The organism is Streptomyces sp. NBC_01352, from assembly GCF_036237295.1.
GTDB classification, from domain to species: Bacteria; Actinomycetota; Actinomycetes; order Streptomycetales; family Streptomycetaceae; genus Streptomyces; species Streptomyces plumbiresistens.
Genome location: NZ_CP108354.1, coordinates 7075946 through 7091698, shown reverse-complemented (window position 1 = coordinate 7091698; position 15753 = coordinate 7075946). Strand labels below are relative to the sequence as shown.

At 70.5% G+C, this 15753-nt stretch carries 12 protein-coding genes; 4 read left to right on the top strand and 8 right to left on the bottom strand.

Annotation, left to right across the window (positions count from 1 at the left end; translation table 11 throughout):
• Positions 1 to 42: 42 nt before the first annotated feature.
• Positions 43 to 1200: a M20 family metallopeptidase gene (locus OG252_RS32915; protein ID WP_329340636.1), complete on the bottom strand. Its 1158-nt coding sequence runs from the start codon at positions 1198 to 1200 to the stop codon at positions 43 to 45.
• 57 nt (positions 1201 to 1257) lie between these two features.
• Positions 1258 to 2826 carry an AbgT family transporter gene (locus tag OG252_RS32910; RefSeq protein WP_266439562.1) on the bottom strand — a complete coding sequence of 523 codons (1569 nt, stop codon included), beginning with the start codon at positions 2824 to 2826 and terminating at the stop codon, positions 1258 to 1260.
• Between the two features lie 113 nt (positions 2827 to 2939).
• On the opposite strand from OG252_RS32910, the gene OG252_RS32905 reads away from it, so the two are divergent.
• The 4 genes from OG252_RS32905 (at position 2940) to OG252_RS32890 (ending at position 6776) form a co-directional block, all read left to right on the top strand.
• Positions 2940 to 3959, top strand: coding sequence for an Lrp/AsnC family transcriptional regulator (locus tag OG252_RS32905; protein ID WP_266439561.1), 1020 nt, complete (start codon positions 2940 to 2942; stop codon positions 3957 to 3959).
• Entirely contained in the window at positions 3956 to 5350 is a 1395-nt protein-coding gene (locus OG252_RS32900; protein WP_266439560.1) for a M20 family metallopeptidase, read from the top strand. Before OG252_RS32905 ends, OG252_RS32900 begins: the two co-directional genes overlap by 4 nt.
• Positions 5347 to 5931 (top strand): TerD family protein, encoded by a 585-nt coding sequence (locus OG252_RS32895; protein ID WP_266439559.1) that lies wholly within the window; start codon positions 5347 to 5349, stop codon positions 5929 to 5931. Before OG252_RS32900 ends, OG252_RS32895 begins: the two co-directional genes overlap by 4 nt.
• Positions 5932 to 6074: 143 nt before the next feature.
• The gene (locus OG252_RS32890; protein WP_266439558.1) at positions 6075 to 6776 is read left to right on the top strand and encodes a DUF899 domain-containing protein; all 702 of its coding nucleotides are present in this window, start codon (positions 6075 to 6077) and stop codon (positions 6774 to 6776) included.
• A 13-nt stretch (positions 6777 to 6789) separates the two neighbouring features.
• Here OG252_RS32890 and OG252_RS32885 read toward each other — a convergent pair whose 3' ends face one another.
• The 6 genes from OG252_RS32885 to mreC all read right to left on the bottom strand — a co-directional run bounded on the left by OG252_RS32885 (position 6790) and on the right by mreC (position 15665).
• Positions 6790 to 8754: a TIGR03960 family B12-binding radical SAM protein gene (locus tag OG252_RS32885; protein WP_266439557.1), complete on the bottom strand. Its 1965-nt coding sequence runs from the start codon at positions 8752 to 8754 to the stop codon at positions 6790 to 6792.
• A gap of 121 nt (positions 8755 to 8875) precedes the next feature.
• Complete coding sequence (locus OG252_RS32880; RefSeq protein WP_329340631.1) at positions 8876 to 10381, bottom strand: CYTH and CHAD domain-containing protein; 1506 nt, start codon at positions 10379 to 10381, stop codon at positions 8876 to 8878.
• A gap of 72 nt (positions 10382 to 10453) precedes the next feature.
• Positions 10454 to 11653, bottom strand: a complete 1200-nt coding sequence (gene rodA / locus OG252_RS32875) for a rod shape-determining protein RodA (RefSeq protein ID WP_266439555.1) — start codon at positions 11651 to 11653, stop codon at positions 10454 to 10456.
• The gene (gene mrdA / locus OG252_RS32870) at positions 11650 to 13896 is read right to left on the bottom strand and encodes a penicillin-binding protein 2 (protein WP_329340628.1); all 2247 of its coding nucleotides are present in this window, start codon (positions 13894 to 13896) and stop codon (positions 11650 to 11652) included. The genes rodA and mrdA overlap by 4 nt, the downstream gene beginning before the upstream one ends.
• A 128-nt stretch (positions 13897 to 14024) precedes the next feature.
• Positions 14025 to 14705 carry a rod shape-determining protein MreD gene (mreD, locus tag OG252_RS32865; protein WP_266439551.1) on the bottom strand — a complete coding sequence of 227 codons (681 nt, stop codon included), beginning with the start codon at positions 14703 to 14705 and terminating at the stop codon, positions 14025 to 14027.
• Between the two features lie 12 nt (positions 14706 to 14717).
• Positions 14718 to 15665 (bottom strand): rod shape-determining protein MreC, encoded by a 948-nt coding sequence (gene mreC / locus OG252_RS32860; protein WP_266439549.1) that lies wholly within the window; start codon positions 15663 to 15665, stop codon positions 14718 to 14720.
• Positions 15666 to 15753 lie beyond the last annotated feature (88 nt).

The following is a 15753-nucleotide window of genomic DNA, read 5'->3' as shown; positions in this document are numbered from 1 at the left end:
CGGACTCTCCACCGTCGACCTCGGTTACCTCGTCTACCTCGTCTACCTCGTCGCGCAGGCCATCAGCAGCCCCGCGATCAGTGCCGTACGCGCGGGGATGTGGGCGAGCAGGACGTGCTCGTGGCGGGCGTGGGCGCCGTCTCCCACGCCGCCGAGGCCGTCGAGGACGGGGCGGCCGAGGGCCGCGACGAAGTTGCCGTCGCTCGCTCCGCCGACGGAGGTCTCCCGGGCCGTCCAGCCCAGGTCGGCGGCGATCGTCTGCGCCTGCTTGAACAGGAGCTCGGAGGCCGGGCCCGGCACCATCGGCGGGCGGTTCCAGCCGCCGGTGAGGGTGGCCCTGACCCGGGTGTCGGTGGGCCGCAGGGCGGCCAGCGCGGTGTCGATCCGCTCCTCCTCGGCGGGCACGGCGATCCGTACGTCGATGCCGCAGTGGGCCTGCCCGGCCACGACGTTGCGTGCCGTACCGCCGCCGATCACCCCGACGTTGACCGTGGTGCCCAGCTCCGGCGAGCCCAGCGCGACGATCCGGGGGACGAGTTCGGCGAGGGCGTGCACGGCGCTCGCGCCTCGTTCCGGGTCGAGGCCGGCGTGCGACTCCACCCCGTCCACGGTCAGCTCGAAGATGCCGCCGCCCTTGCGGGCCGTCTTCAGCGCCCCCTCGGGCCCGGCCGCCGCCTCGCACACCAGCGTGGCCACCGTGTCCTCGCTCAGCCGCTCGACGTACGGGCGGGAGGCGGGGCTGCCGATCTCCTCGTCGCCGTTGAGGAACAGCCGTACCGCGGGCCGCGGCAGGTCCAGTTCGCGCAGCAGGCGCAACGCCCACACCGCCTGCATCAGGCCGGACTTCATGTCGAAGACGCCCGGCCCGCTCGCCCGGCCGTCCTCGGCGACGTGGAACGGCCACTTGGCGAGGGTGCCGGCCGGCCACACCGTGTCGTAGTGGCACAGCACCAGCACCGTCGCGGGCGAGGTGCCGCGGTACAGCAGTTCCAGCATGTCGCCGTGCGGGCCGCCGTCGTGGCGCCGCGCCTCGTCGGGCGGCCCGAGCCGTTCGTAGGCCCACGCCTCGACGGCCGCGAGACCGGCGTTCAGCAACTCCTTGTCGTCGCTGGGTGTTTCGTGCTCGACCAGCATCCGCAGGTCGTCGGTCATCTCGGGCAGGGCGGCGCGGGCGAGGGACTCGATGCGGTGGGGGGACACAGGGCAGTTCTCCTCCTACGTACGTACGTCGTCGTTCGTCGTCGTCGGCGGCCGCGGTCAGCGGACGGGCACCCCCGGCCCGAGCGGGATGCCCAGCGCCCACCAGGCGTAGAACAGCAGCGTCCAGGTCGCCAGCATGGTCAGGCACAGCGGCAGGGTCAGGGACAGCAGCGTGCCGATGCCGGCCGAGCGGCGGTAGCGCTGGACGACGCCCAGGGTCATCACGAAGTAGGCGCTCATGGGGGTGGCCGCGTTGGTGCACGAGTCGGCGATCCGGTAGACCGCCTGGGTCACCTCCGGCGGGATGTCGAGGAGCATGAACATCGGCACGAACACCGGGCCGACCAGGGCCCATTGGGCGGATCCGCTGGTGACCAGCAGGTTGATCACCGTGCACACGAGCAGGATGCCCAGGAAGGCCAGGGGCCCGGTGATTCCGGCCGTCTTGAGCAGGTCGGCGCCGTTGATCGCCAGGACCTCGCCGACGCCGGTCCACTTGAAGTAGGCGAGGAACTGGGAGATCGCGAAGAACAGCACCAGGATCGGCGCCATCTCGCGCAGCCCCTTGGCCATGTGGTCGGGGATGTCCCGGCCGGTGCGCACGGTGCCCACGGCCCGCCCGTACACGGCACCGACGATCAGGAACGCCACCGCCAGGACGACCGCGATGCCGGTGAGCACCGGCGACTGCACGATGCTGCCGCCCTCGCCCCTGAGCGGCGATCCGGAGGGGATCATCGCCGCCACGATCAGCGCCGCGTAGACCAGGAGCACGAGGCCCGCGTGGCGCAGTCCGCGCCGCTCCTCGTCGCGCAGGGTCAGCGTGTCCGCCTCGCCGGCCGGTCCCGACTCGGGCTCCGGCTCGTCCTCCTCCGGCATCGCCGCCACCCGACGGGCGATGACCTTCTCGGTGACGACGGTGACGACGAGGGCCAGGACCACCGAGGACCCGATGGAGAAGAAGTAGTTGGACAGCGGGGTGACCACGTAGCCCGGGTCGACGGTCTGGGCGGCCGCGGTGGTGAGCCCGGCGAGAATCGCGTCCGTCGGGGTGACCAGCGGACTCGCGTCGTACCCGGCGGACACCGACACGAACGCCACCACGGCGCCCAGCATCGGGCTGCGCCCGACGGCCCGGAACGCCATCGCGCCGAGCGGGACCAGGACGACGTACGCGGCATCGGACGCGACGTGCGCCACCATCGCGGTGAACGACAGCGTGAAGGTCAGCCAGCGGGCCGGGACCCGGGCGACCGCGGCTCTGAGCATCGCGGCGAGCAGCCCGGAGCGGTCGGCGACGGCCACGCCCAGCATGACCACGAGGATCGTGCCGAGCGGCGGGAACGTGGCGTAGTTGGTGACCGCGTCGTTGATCATCATCTGCAGGCCGGCGCCCGAGACGAGGCTCTGCACGGCCACGGTCTTGTCGGTGGCGGGGTTCAGCGCGGAGGCCCCGGCCGCGGACAGCGCCCAGCTGGCCAGCGCGAGGACGACGCTGAGCACGCCGAACAGCCAGAAGGGGTGGGGCAGTTTGTTGCCCATGCGCTCGATGCGCATGAGCACGGAGAGCAGTCGGGTCAGCTGCTTCGAAGGGGCGGGGGACGGCGGGGAGGAAGTGGCGGTCACCTCCCCATTGACGACCCGGCCGGTGAGATCATGCAAGTAAAAAGCTTGTTGCGCTCGTATCGTTCTCGTGAAGCCGCTGGTTGACGGATTCGTTCTATGGATGGATGTACGACATGGACACTCTGGACGACGACGATCTCGACCTGGTCGCCGCGCTCCAGTACGCCCCGCGGGCCCCGCTGAGCCTGCTGGCGGAGGTGCTGGGCGTCTCGGCGAGCACCGCGGGACGCCGGCTGACCCGGCTGGAGTCCGACCGGCTGCTGCGGGTGATCGGCCAGCAGGCCTGGTCGGTCTCGGGCGAAGGCAACCCCTGGCACGTCTGGGTGACGGCCGAGCCCGGGCGGGCCGCGGAGGTCGCCCGCCGGCTCGCCGACCTGCCCGAGGCGAGCCACGTCGCGGTCACCGCCGGACAGGCGGACGTCTACTGCACCGTCCAGCCGTCCCGGCGCGACCGCACCCGCGACCTGCTGACCCGGACCATCCCGGCCACCCCCGGCGTGCGCGCGGCCCGCTCCGAACTGGTCCTCTCCTCCGCCACCAAGTCCGACTCCTGGCGCCTGCCCCGACTGGACCCGGACCAGCTACGACGGCTCACCGAACACGCCGCACAGGACGAGGCCGTGAGCAGCCCGGGCCGCCACGGCACCCTCACCGACGACGAACTGCGCACGCTGCGCCTGCTCGCCGCCGACGGCCGGATGACCGCCGCCCAGGTGTCCAGAGAGCTCGGCATCGGACAGTCCACCGCCTACCGCACCACCCAGTCCCTGCTCCAGCGCGGCCTGGTCCGCCCCCGGGTGGAGATCGAACCGGGGCTGCTCGGCTACGCCCTGGAGGTCGTGATCCCCCTGACGGTGTCGCCGAGCGCGATGCGGGACGTGGCCCTCGCGCTCGCCCGGCACCCCTCGGCCCGCTACGTGTCCACCACCGCGGGCACCTCCTGCGTCGTCCACCACGGCGTCTTCCGCGACGAGGACGGCCTCACCGAGTTCCTCACCCGGGACCTGGCCGACCTGCCCGGGGTGACGTCCTTCGACGTCTCCGTCGTACTGGACGCCCTGCGGCGGCACTGGCTGGACCGCGAGGACGGCCGCCTGGCCGCCCACGACAAGCCGGAGAACGGAGGAGCATGACGACACGGGACACCGCCATCGACCGGGCGACCGCCTACTTCGACTCCGGGGCCTTCCTCGCCGACCTCAGCCGCAGAGTCGCGTACCCGACGGAGAGCCGGCCGCCCGCCGACACCACGAAGCTGCGCGCGTACCTCACCGACGAACTCGCCCCGGCCGCACGCCGCCTGGGCGCGACCCCCCGCATCATCGACAACCCGGTACCGACCGCCGGCCCCTTCCTCCTCGCCCACCGCCACGAGTCCGACGACCTGCCGACCGTCCTGGTCTACGGCCACGCCGACGTCGTCCCCGGCCAGGACGACCACTGGCGTACGGGCCTGTCCCCCTGGCACCTCGTCGTCGAGGGCGACCGCCTCTACGGCCGCGGCACCGCCGACAACAAGGGCCAGCACACGGTCAACCTGGCCGCGCTGGAACAGGTCATGGCCGCGCGAGGCGGCACCCTGGGCTTCAACCTCAAGCTGCTGATAGAGACAGGCGAGGAGTCCGGCTCCCCCGGCCTGCACGAGTTCTGCCACCGTTTCAAGGACGACCTCGCCGCCGACGTCCTGATCGCCTCCGACGGCCCCCGCCTCGCCGCCGACCGCCCGACCCTGTTCCTCGGCTCCCGCGGCGCCGCCAACCTCCGCCTGAGCGTGCCGCTGCGCGCCGGCGCCCACCACTCGGGCAACTGGGGCGGCGCCCTGCGCAACCCGGCCACCGTGCTGGCCGCCGCCCTGGCCACCATGGTCGACGCCCAGGGCCGCATCCTCGTCGAAGGCCTACGACCGCCCGCGATCCCCGAGCCGGTCAAGACGGCCCTCGCGGACCTCACGGTCGGCGGCGGCGAGGACGACCCCGCGGTCGACGCGGACTGGGGCGAGCCGGGCCTCACCCCGGCCGAGCGTGTCTTCGCCTGGAACACCCTCGAAGTCCTCGCCCTGTCCGCGGGGGACCCCGCCAAGCCGGTCGGCGCGATTCCGGGCACGGCCCACGCGGACGTCCAACTCCGCTTCGTCGTAGGCACGGACTGGCGGAAGCTGGCGGAGACGGTCCGCACCCACCTCGACGCCCATGCCCTCCCCCTCGTCGAGGTCGAACTCCTCCAAGCGGTCCCGGCCACCCGCCTCAGTCCCGACTCCCCCTGGGTGCGCTGGGCCACGACCTCCCTCCACCGCACCACCGGCAAGACCCCGGCCGTCCTCCCCAACCTCGGCGGCACCCTCCCCAACGACGCCTTCGCCGACATCCTGGGCCTCCCCACCGTCTGGGTCCCCCACTCCCACCCGTCCTGCGCCCAGCACGCCCCCGACGAACACCTGCTGGGCTCGGTGGCCCGAGAGTCTCTGGCCGTCATGGCGGGCCTGTTCTGGGACCTCGGCGAAAGCCCAGGCAGTATGAGCGCATGATTACGCTCACGAAGGAAGACGGCCCCGCGGATCTCGACGGGGTGACCCATCTGTCCATCGGGGTGTCCTGGGACCCCACCGCCGGCGCCAGCGGCGGAGTGCTCGGCAAACTGCGCCGGAAGACCGGCACCGACCTCGACCTCATCGCCATCGCCATGCACGACGGGGACCCGGTCCGCCTGGCGGGCATCGACTCCCTCGACCCCATCGGCAACGGCTCCCTGCTGCACAGCGGCGACAACCAGACCGGCCACGGAGACGGCGACGACGAGACCGTCACGGTCGAGTTCGCGAAGCTCCCGCCCCACATCACCTCGATCGTCTTCGTCGCCGCCGCCTACAAGAAGGGCAGCTCCTTCCAGAAGGCCCGCAACATCAGCTTCAAGGTCTACGACGCCACCGGCGGCAGCACCCAGCAGGTCGCCGACATCTGGCCCAGCATGCTCACCCAGGACAACGGCTGCGCCGTCGCCAAGGCCGTGCGCTCCGGCACCACCTGGAAGCTCCAGGTGATCAACACCACGGGAAAGATCAAGCAGGGCGACCAACTCGCCCTGATGCGCTTCGCCGCCAACCAGTAACACCCGATCGTCAACACCCGATCGTCGGCCGCCGCCGGTGCACGACACCGGCGGCAACCGCCGGCTGCCGACCGATGAGTTCCGGAGCCGGGTGGGGTCTGTCCCTGCACAAGCGAAAGCTGCGCACGAGTCTGTGAGGGACCATGACCACCCACGCACTACCACCCGTCGTCGACACCGCAACCTGGGAGCGCCGGCTCGAAGCCCTCCGTGCCCGGGAGAAGGCCGCGACGCGGGAGCTCGACGCCATCGCCGCCGAGCGTCGTCGCCTGCCGATGGTCGAGATGGCCGACTACACCCTCGAGGGCGAGGACGGCCCCGTTCGGCTGGCCGACGTCTTCGAAGGCAAGCGGCAACTGATCGTCTACAACCACATGTGGTTCGCCGGCAAGGAATGGCAGTGCCCGGGCTGCACGGGGTTCACCTCGCACTACACCCGCCTGGAGTTCCTGGACAACTACGACGCGCGATTCGTCATCGTCACCCAGGGCCCCATCGACGAGGCACTCGCCTACAAGGAACGGGTCGGCAACCGGATGACGTGGTACTCGACCGCGAACAGCTCGTTCGGGACCGACGTCGGCGCACCGCCCGACGGAGGATTCGCGGTCAACGTGTTCCTGCGCGACGGCGACACCGTCTACCGCACCTGGCACACGAACGGCCGGGGTACCGAGCAGCTCAGCCACACCTTCCCGCTGATCGACCTCCTGCCGTACGGCCGCCAGGAGGAATGGCAGGACTCCCCCGAGGGCTGGCCCCAGTCGCCCACCTACAGCCGGTGGACGACGTCCAAGGACATCGCCGCGCTCTACGGCCCGGGCTCGGGCTCGGTCGGCGGCTGAACTTCGCTCGCCGTCAGTGCGAGTGCCCGGTGGGCGCCGGCGCACCGTTCTTGACCGTCAGGGGCAGCAGCTTCTTGCCCGTCGGCCCGATCTGAATCTGCGTGTCCATCTGCGGACACACCCCGCAGTCGAAGCACGGCGTCCACCGGCAGTCCTCGACCTCGGTCTCGTCGAGGGAGTCCTGCCAGTCCTCCCAGAGCCAGTCCTTGTCGAGGCCGGAGTCGAGGTGGTCCCAGGGGAGGACCTCCTCGTAGGTGCGCTCGCGGGTGGTGTACCAGTCGACGTCCACGCCGAAGGGGACGAGAGCCTTCTCCGCGCACCGCATCCAGCGGTCGTAGGAGAAGTGCTCGCGCCAGCCGTCGAAGCGGCCGCCGTCCTCGTAGACCGCGCGGATGACCGCGCCGATGCGGCGGTCGCCCCTCGACAGGAGGCCTTCCACGATGCCGGGCTTGCCGTCGTGGTAGCGGAAGCCGATCGAGCGGCCGTACTTCTTGTCGCCGCGGATCTTGTCGCGGAGCTTTCCGAGACGGGCGTCCGTCTCCTCCGCCGACAGCTGCGGGGCCCACTGGAACGGGGTGTGGGGCTTGGGGACGAACCCGCCGATGGACACCGTGCAGCGGATGTCGTTCTGGCCGGAGACCTCGCGGCCCTTCTGGATCACGCTCATCGCCATGTCGGCGATCTGGAGGACGTCCTCGTCGGTCTCCGTCGGCAGGCCGCACATGAAGTACAGCTTCACCTGGCGCCAGCCGTTGCCGTAGGCGGTGGCGACCGTGCGGATCAGGTCCTCTTCCGAGACCATCTTGTTGATGACCTTGCGCATGCGCTCGGAGCCGCCCTCGGGGGCGAAGGTCAGGCCGGACCGGCGGCCGTTGCGCGTCAGCTCGTTGGCCAGGTCGACGTTGAACGCGTCCACGCGGGTCGACGGGAGGGACAGGCCGATCTTGTCCTCCTCGTAGCGGTCCGCCAGGCCCTTCGCGATGTCGCCGATCTCCGAGTGGTCCGCCGAGGACAGGGACAGCAGGCCGACCTCCTCGAAGCCCGTCGCCTTCAGGCCCTTCTCGACCATGTCGCCGATGCCGGTGATCGACCGCTCGCGCACCGGGCGCGTGATCATGCCCGCCTGGCAGAAACGGCAGCCGCGCGTGCAACCGCGGAAGATCTCCACCGACATGCGCTCGTGGACCGTCTCGGCGAGCGGGACCAGGGGCTGCTTGGGGTACGGCCACTCGTCCAGGTCCATCACCGTGTGCTTGGAGACGCGCCACGGGACACCGGACTTGTTCGGTACGACACGGGCGATACGGCCGTCCGCGAGGTACTCGACGTCGTAGAAGGCCGGGATGTACACCGAGCCCGTCTTCGCGAGGCGGAAGAGGACCTCCTCGCGGCCGCCCGGCTGCCCCTGCGCCTTCCACTCCCGGATGATCCGGGTCATGTCCAGCACGGCCTGCTCGCCGTCGCCGATGATCACCGCGTCGATGAAGTCGGCGATCGGCTCGGGGTTGAAGGCGGCGTGCCCGCCGGCCAGCACGATCGGGTCGTCGATCGTGCGGTCCCTGGATTCCAGGGGGATCCCGGCCAGGTCCAGCGCCGTCAGCATGTTCGTGTAGCCCAGCTCCGTGGAGAAGCTCAGCCCGAACACGTCGAAGGCGCGGACCGGGCGGTGGCTGTCCACCGTGAACTGCGGGACGTCGTGCTCCCGCATCAGCGCCTCGAGGTCCGGCCACACGCTGTAGGTGCGCTCGGCGAGGACGCCCTCCTGCTCGTTCAGCACCTCGTAGAGGATCATGACGCCCTGGTTGGGCAGACCGACCTCGTAGGCGTCCGGGTACATCAGCGCCCAGCGGACGTCCGTCGACTCCCACGGCTTGACAGTGGAGTTGAGCTCCCCGCCGACGTACTGGATCGGCTTCTGCACATGCGGGAGCAGAGCTTCGAGCTGCGGGAAGACCGACGCAGCGACTTCGGCAGGCATGTCGCGAACCTTCGTGAGCTGGGCTGAACTGACAGGGCTGAACGGACAGGACAGGGGTGAACGGACAGGAGTGACCATCTAGCCTAACGCGATCGCGGCCAACCCCCGCACGCCCGGAAACTCAGAGGTCCGCCGCCCCGTCCTTGATCCCCGCCCAGAACCCGGGCAGCCCGGCCTCCACGGCCGCCGCCCGCTGCTCCTCGCGCCCGTAGAGCAGCCCGTACGTGAAGGCGCTCTCGCCGGCCGCGTGCGCGACGGCGGACAGCTCACGCAGGGTCTGCCGGGCCATCACGCTGTCCTGGTGCTCCCCGAGCAGGTTCTGCAGGGACTTCATGGACTTGACCATGCTCTTGGCGGGCTTGCCGAGCGCGGGGCCCGCCGCCTCCGCCGCGTAGCGGGTGCGCTTGGTCTTCTTGCGGGCCTCGTGGATGGCGACGTCCCGGTCGGTACCGGGCTCCAGCTCCACCGCCTCCTCGACGAGCGCGGAGACCTTGCCGAAGTCCTTCTTCACGGCCTTGGCGATCACCTTGCCGGGCTTCTTCCCGGCGGCCTTCAGCAGCGGCGGGTCGGAGATCAGCGCGTCCAGGGTGTCGAGCAGGGCGAGGTAGCGGCGGGAGTCCAGGACGCCGATCAGCCGTCCGCTCGCCCCACCGGGCTTGTCGCCCGCCCAGATGCTCACCCGCTCGGCGACCGGCCCGGAGACCAGCGTGCCGGGCACGTCGTCGAGAGCCGACGTCAGCCGTTCGGTGAGCACCTCGCGGTCCCTGTCCACACCCAGCTCACCGGCCAGCCACTTCAGTTCCTCGCCGATCGGGTCGGTGACGGCCCGGTCGAGGACCTTGCCGTACGACTTGAAGGTGCTGCGCATCCGGCGGGTGGCGACCCGCATGCTGTGCACCGAGTCCTCGACGTCCTGGCGTACGGCCGGGTCGAGCTCCACGATCGCGTCCCGCTGGGCGCGGACGTACGCCAGCACATGGTCACCGGCGGTCACGGGGTCCTTGGCAGACCCGGCCCCGCGCTTCTTCCCGGGGGCCGTCTCGGCGAGGGCCCGAGCCAGCTTCGAGGCGGAGCCGGACGGCCTTACGCCCGCCTTGCGCAGCCGCTTCTCCACCTTGTCGAGGAAGTCCGGATCGCCGCCGTCGGCGAGCTCCACCTCGATCTCGGTCCACTGGGCGACGCCGGCGCCCCCGGTCAGCCGCTCGGCGTGGACGGCGTCCACGCTGACCTCGGCGAGCAGCCGCCCCTCGGTGTCGAGGAGGTCGCGGACGTCCCGGGCCGAGCGCAGTCGGACCACTGGCAGCAGTTCGGTGTCGCGGACCCGGGAGCGGACCAGCCCGGCGAGCTCGTCGGGGAGGGTGTCGGAGAGCGGGGCCCGGATCTCGTCACGCACGCCCGGGGCGACGGGCACCTTCAGGTGCCAGCCCGCGTCGGAGCCGCCGGTGCGGCGGCGCAGAGTGATCGAGGAGGCGGCGAGGCGCTCGTCGGCGGTGTCGTAGTAGGTGGCGTCCAGTTCCGCGACGCCCTTGTCGAGGACGGTCTCGACCCCGGCGACGCCGGTCAGATCTGGCAGCCCGCTGTCATCGGATTCGTACTTGCGCTCGATCTCGCGTTTCGTCTCCGCCATGACCTGAATCTAGTCGCAGTGCGGCGGGTACGACAGAGGGCACCTGTCGTCCATACAGGAGCCACCTGCCGTCTATGCCGACATCGGCCGTTGCACCCGGATCGACTGCAGCAGCCCCACCGCCACCCACACCGAGAACATCGATGAACCGCCGTACGACACGAACGGCAGCGGCAGGCCCGTGACCGGCATGATGCCGAGGGTCATGCCGATGTTCTCGAAGGCCTGGAAGGCGAACCAGGCCACGATGCCGGCGGCGACGATCGTGCCGTACAGCTCGGTCGTCTCGCGGGCGATGCGGCAGGCGCGCCACAGCACCACACCCAGCAGGACGATGATCAGGCCGCCGCCGAGGAAGCCCAGCTCCTCCCCCGCGACCGTGAACACGAAGTCGGTCTGCTGCTCCGGCACGAACTGGCCCGTGGTCTGCGAGCCTTGGAAGAGGCCCGAGCCGGTCAGACCGCCCGAACCGATCGCGATGCGTGCCTGGTTGGTGTTGTAGCCGACGCCCGCCGGGTCGAGGCTCGGGTTGGCGAAGGCGGCGAAGCGGGCGATCTGGTAGTCGTCCAGGATGTGCAGCTGCCAGCCGGCGATCGCGCCGGCCGCTCCCGCGCCCAGCAGCCCGAACACCCACCGGTTCGACGCGCCGGAGGCGAGCAGCACGCCCAGCACGATGATGACCATGACCATGACCGACCCGAGGTCGGGCATCAGCATCACGACGAGCATCGGTACGGCGGCCAGGCCGAGGGCCTGGAGCACGGTCCGGTGATCGGGGTACGCCTTGTCGCCCGCGTCCACACGGGCCGCCAGCAGCATCGCCATGCCCAGGATGATCGTGATCTTCACGAACTCGGAGGGCTGGAGCGAGAAGCCGCCGCCCAGCACGATCCAGGAGTGCGCGCCGTTGACCGTCGAGCCGAGCGGGGTCAGCACCATCAGGATCAGGAAGACGGAAGCGCCGTAGAGGATCGGGACCGCCGTGCGCAGGGTGCGGTGGCCGAGCCAGACCGTGCCGATCATCAGGGCGAACCCGATGCCGGTGTTCAGGATGTGCCGGAGCAGGAAGTAGTACGGGTCGCCCTGGTTGATCTCGGTGCGGTTGCGGGTCGCCGAGAAGACGAGGATCGCACCGATGCCCGAGAGGGCCAGTGCCGCCAGCAGTATCGGCCAGTCCAGCCGGCGGGCCAGCGAGTCGCGGGCGAGCAGGCGCGTCCAGCCCGCGCGTTCGGGCCCGTAGCCGGAGACCTGGAAGCTGTTCACTCCGGTCATGCGAGCATCCTCCGGCTTCCCCTGGCCCGCCGTCGCCGGCGCGCGTTCCGGTTGCCCGTGGTGGCTGTCGCCACCGTGGCCGCCAGCTGCTGTACGTCCGGCTCCTCCGTGCCCTTCTGGCTGATCTGCTGGTCCTTGGCCGGGTCCTTGGAGATCTTCGGGGAGGTGATCGAACCGTCCGCCTTGATCTTCGGCAGGCTCTTCTGCGGGGTGGGCAGCAGCGCGTTCTTGGGATTGATCGCGCCGTCCTCCGAGACGCCGTACAGCGCGTTGTAGATCTTGCGCACGGCGGGGCCGGAGGCGCCGGAGCCCGTACCACCCTGGGAGATGGTCATGACGACCGTGTAGTCCTTGGTGTACGTCGTGAACCACGAGGTGGTCTGCTTGCCGTAGACCTCGGCCGTACCCGTCTTGGCGTGCATCGGGATCTTGTCCTGCGGCCAGCCGCCGAACCGCCAGGCGGCGGTACCGCGGGTCGCGACTCCTTCGAGGGCACCGTCTATCTCGCTGAGGGTCTTCTGCGTCATCGGCAGCTTGCCGTGCGCCTTCGGCTCGATCTCCTGGACGGTCTTGCCGTCGGGGCTGATGATCGCCTTGCCGACGGTCGGGTCGTAGAGGGTGCCGCCGTTGGCGATCGCCCCGTAGATCGTCGCCATCTGGATCGGGGTGACGAGTGTGTCGCCCTGGCCGATCGAGTAGTTGACGGAGTCACCGGCGCGCAGCCTGTTGCCCTCCAGGCAGTTCTCGTACGCGATCTGCTCGGCGTACGTGCCGCCCTTCTTGCCGTACTTGCACCAGGCGTCCTTGTTGGCCTTCCAGTAGCTCTGCTTCCACTGGCGGTCGGGGATGCGGCCGGTGACCTCGTTCGGGAGGTCGATGCCGGTCTCCTTGCCGAGGCCGAACTGGTGGGCGGTCTTGTAGAACCAGTCGCCGGGGTTCTTCTTGGGCTTGTTGCCGCCGTCCTTCTGCCACTCCTGGTGCGAGAGGCGGTAGAAGACGGTGTCGCAGGAGACCTCCAGGGCGCGGCCGAGGCTGATCGGGCCGTATCCCTTGGACTCGAAGTTCTTGAAGACCTGGCCACCGATCGAGTACGAGCTGGAGCACTGGTAGGGGCCGTCGAAGGAGTAGCCCGCGTTGACCGCGGCGGCCGTCGGGACGACCTTGAAGACGGAGCCGGGAGCGGACTGCCCCTGGATCGCGCGGTTCAGCAGCGGGTAGTTGGACTTCTTGCCGGTGAGCTGGGCGTAGTCCTTGGCGGAGATGCCGCCGACCCAGGCATTCGGGTCGTACGTCGGGTTGGACGCCATGGCGACCACGCGGCCGGTCTTGGCCTCCATCACCACGACGGCGCCGGAGTCCGCCTTGTAGTTCTCGCCGGTGTTCTTGTCGTACGTCTTGCGGGCCTCCTTCATGGCGTCGTTCAGTTCGTACTCCGCGACGCGCTGCACGCGGGCGTCGATGCTGGTGACGAGGGAGGAGCCGGGCTGGGCGGGGTCGGCCTCGGCCTCGCCGATGACGCGGCCGAGGTTGTCGACCTCGTAGCGGGTGACACCGGCCTTGCCGCGCAGTTCCTTGTCGTACTCGCGCTCCAGGCCCGAGCGGCCGACCTGGTCGGAGCGCAGGTACGGCGAGTCGGTGTCCTGGGCCTTGGTGATCTCCTCGTCGGTGACGGGCGAGAGGTAGCCGAGGACCTGGGCGGTGTTGGCCTGGCCGGGGGCGGCGTAGCGGCGCACGGCCTCGGGCTCGGCGGTGATGCCGGGGAAGTCCTCGGCGCGCTCGCGGATCTGCAGGGCCTGTTTGGCGGTGGCCTCGTCGGTGATGGGGATCGGCTGGTACGGCGAGCCGTTCCAGCACGGCTGCGGCGTCTTGGAGTCGCACAGCCGGACCTTCTCCATGACCTCCTGGGGCGTCATGCCCAGCACGGCGGCCAGCCTGGTGAGGACGGCCTTGCCGTCGTCCTTCATCTTCAGCAGGTCGGTGCGGGAGGCGGAGACCACCAGCCGGGTCTCGTTGTCCGCGAGGGGCACTCCGCGCGCGTCCAGGATCGAGCCGCGTACGGCGGGCTCGACGACCTGCTGGACGTGGTTGCCGGACGCCTCCTTGGCGTATTCGTCGCCCTCGCGGATCTGGAGGTACCACAGGCGCCCGCCGAGGGTGCCGAGCAGGGAGAGGACGAGGATCTGGATGACGACGAGCCGGATCTGGACCCGTGGGGTCCGGCCGGTCTCGGGGATGTTGGTCACTGCGGCCGCCTCCCCCTCTCAGTGTGCGGACGTGTGTGCGGACGTGTGTGCCCGTACGAATGATGAACGACGGGCCTGTGAGGCCACGTTCCGCCGGAACGACCCCGTTCGGGTGAACTCGTACGGGTTCACAGCCGCTTGACCCCCTTGATGCGGCCGGCCCGCGCCGTGCGGGCCCGGGCGGCCTTCACCTTCAGCCCACCGAGGCCGTTGCGCTGGCCGCCGATCCGCAGGCCGGTGCCCGAGGAGAGCCAGCCGGAGGAGATGTCGGCGGCCTTGGCGGCGGAGTTGGTGTCCGCGAGGGGGTCGTTCTCCGCGCGCCGGGCCAGCGCCATGATGCCGGGGACGACGAACGGGGCGAGCAGCAGGTCGTACAGCGCGGCCGTGAACAGCAGGCTGCCGAGACCGACATGGCGGGCGGCGGTGTCACCGACGAGGGCGCCGACACCGGCGTACAGCAGGGTGGTGCCGACGGCGGCGGCGACCACGACGGCCATGGGGCCGGTGGCCGATTTCAGCCGGCCGTTCTCCGGTTTCGCCAGGCCCGCGAGGTAGCCGATGACGCACAGCACGAGGGCGTAGCGGCCGGCCGCGTGGTCGGCGGGCGGGGCGAGGTCGGCGAGCAGGCCGGCGCCGAAGCCGACGAGGGCGCCGCCGACATGGCCGTACACCATGGCGAGGCCCAGGACGGTGAGGAGCAGCAGGTCGGGGACGGCGCCCGGGAGGTGGAGGCGGGCGAGGACGCTCACCTGGAGGACCAGGGCGACGACGACCAGGGAGGTGGACAGCAGGATCCGGTTGACGCGCATGGGCTACAGCTCCTACTGCTCTTCTTGGATCTGGCCGTCGACCGGCGCGTTCGCGGACGGGGTGACGGTCACCGTCACGGTCGGCGTGGGGGTCGGCTTGGGCTTGGCGGGCAGCACCGTGTCGCGCGGGTCCTTCTTCGGGGCCTGGACGACGACGCCGACGATGTCGAGCTTGGTGAAGCTGACGTACGGCGTGACGTAGAGGGTGCGGGTGAGGTCGCCGGCGGAGGGGTCGACGCGGGAGACAACGCCGACCGGTACACCGGGCACGAAGGGCTTGTCGGCCTGCGAGCCGAAGGTGACCAGTCGGTCGCCGGTCTTGACCTCGGCCTTGCCGTTGAGGAGTTCGACGCGCAGCGGGCGGTCGCCCTGCCCGGAGGCGAAGCCGAGTTCGTCGCCGGCCTCCATGCGGGTGCCGACGGTGAAGTCGGGGTCGCTGGCGAGCAGCACGGTCGCGGTGTTGGGGCCGACGGTCGTCACGCGCCCCACCAGCCCGTCCCCGTTCAGGACGGTCATGTCGCGCGTGATGCCGTCGTTGGCACCGACGTCGATGGTGATGGTCCAGGAGAAGCCCTGGGCCGCTCCTATCGCGATGACCTGGGCGCCCTTGATGCCGTACTGGCCGGCGCCGGAGAGCTTCAGCATCTTGTCGAGCTGGGCGAGGCGGCTGCGGTTGCGGTCGTCGCTGCCGAGCCTCGCCTCCAGGGCCGCGTTCTCCTTCTCCAACTCGGCGAGCCGGTCGTGCCGTTCGCCGGAGTCACGGATGGCCGATACGGCGTTGCCGACCGGGTCGACCGCGGCCGACACACCGTTCTCGATCGGGCCGAAGACCGTGGCCGCGGCCTGGCGGGCACCGTCGACCGGTGAGTCCTCCCCGCCGCGGATGTCCACCGTGATCAGCGCGAACGCGACGGCGACCAGCAGCACCAGGAGCAGCCGGCTCTCTCGTGTGTCCCTCACGTGCGGCGGCCGTGCCCTTCCTCATAGGAATTCGTGTGCAGTGTTTACGTATATGGGCGCGTTTGTGTGTGCGGCACTTATGCGCGAG

What these genes read in the sequence shown, in the direction of transcription:
- OG252_RS32905 (WP_266439561.1), top strand. Translation starts at nt 2,940, where the DNA reads ATGGACACTCTGGACGACGACGATCTCGACCTGGTCGCCGCGCTCCAG.
- OG252_RS32890 (WP_266439558.1), top strand. Translation starts at nt 6,075, where the DNA reads ATGACCACCCACGCACTACCACCCGTCGTCGACACCGCAACCTGGGAG.
- OG252_RS32895 (WP_266439559.1), top strand. Translation starts at nt 5,347, where the DNA reads ATGATTACGCTCACGAAGGAAGACGGCCCCGCGGATCTCGACGGGGTG.
- OG252_RS32900 (WP_266439560.1), top strand. Translation starts at nt 3,956, where the DNA reads ATGACGACACGGGACACCGCCATCGACCGGGCGACCGCCTACTTCGAC.
- OG252_RS32885 (WP_266439557.1), bottom strand. Translation starts at nt 8,754, where the DNA reads ATGCCTGCCGAAGTCGCTGCGTCGGTCTTCCCGCAGCTCGAAGCTCTG.
- rodA (WP_266439555.1), bottom strand. Translation starts at nt 11,653, where the DNA reads ATGACCGGAGTGAACAGCTTCCAGGTCTCCGGCTACGGGCCCGAACGC.
- mreD (WP_266439551.1), bottom strand. Translation starts at nt 14,705, where the DNA reads ATGCGCGTCAACCGGATCCTGCTGTCCACCTCCCTGGTCGTCGTCGCC.
- OG252_RS32880 (WP_329340631.1), bottom strand. Translation starts at nt 10,381, where the DNA reads ATGGCGGAGACGAAACGCGAGATCGAGCGCAAGTACGAATCCGATGAC.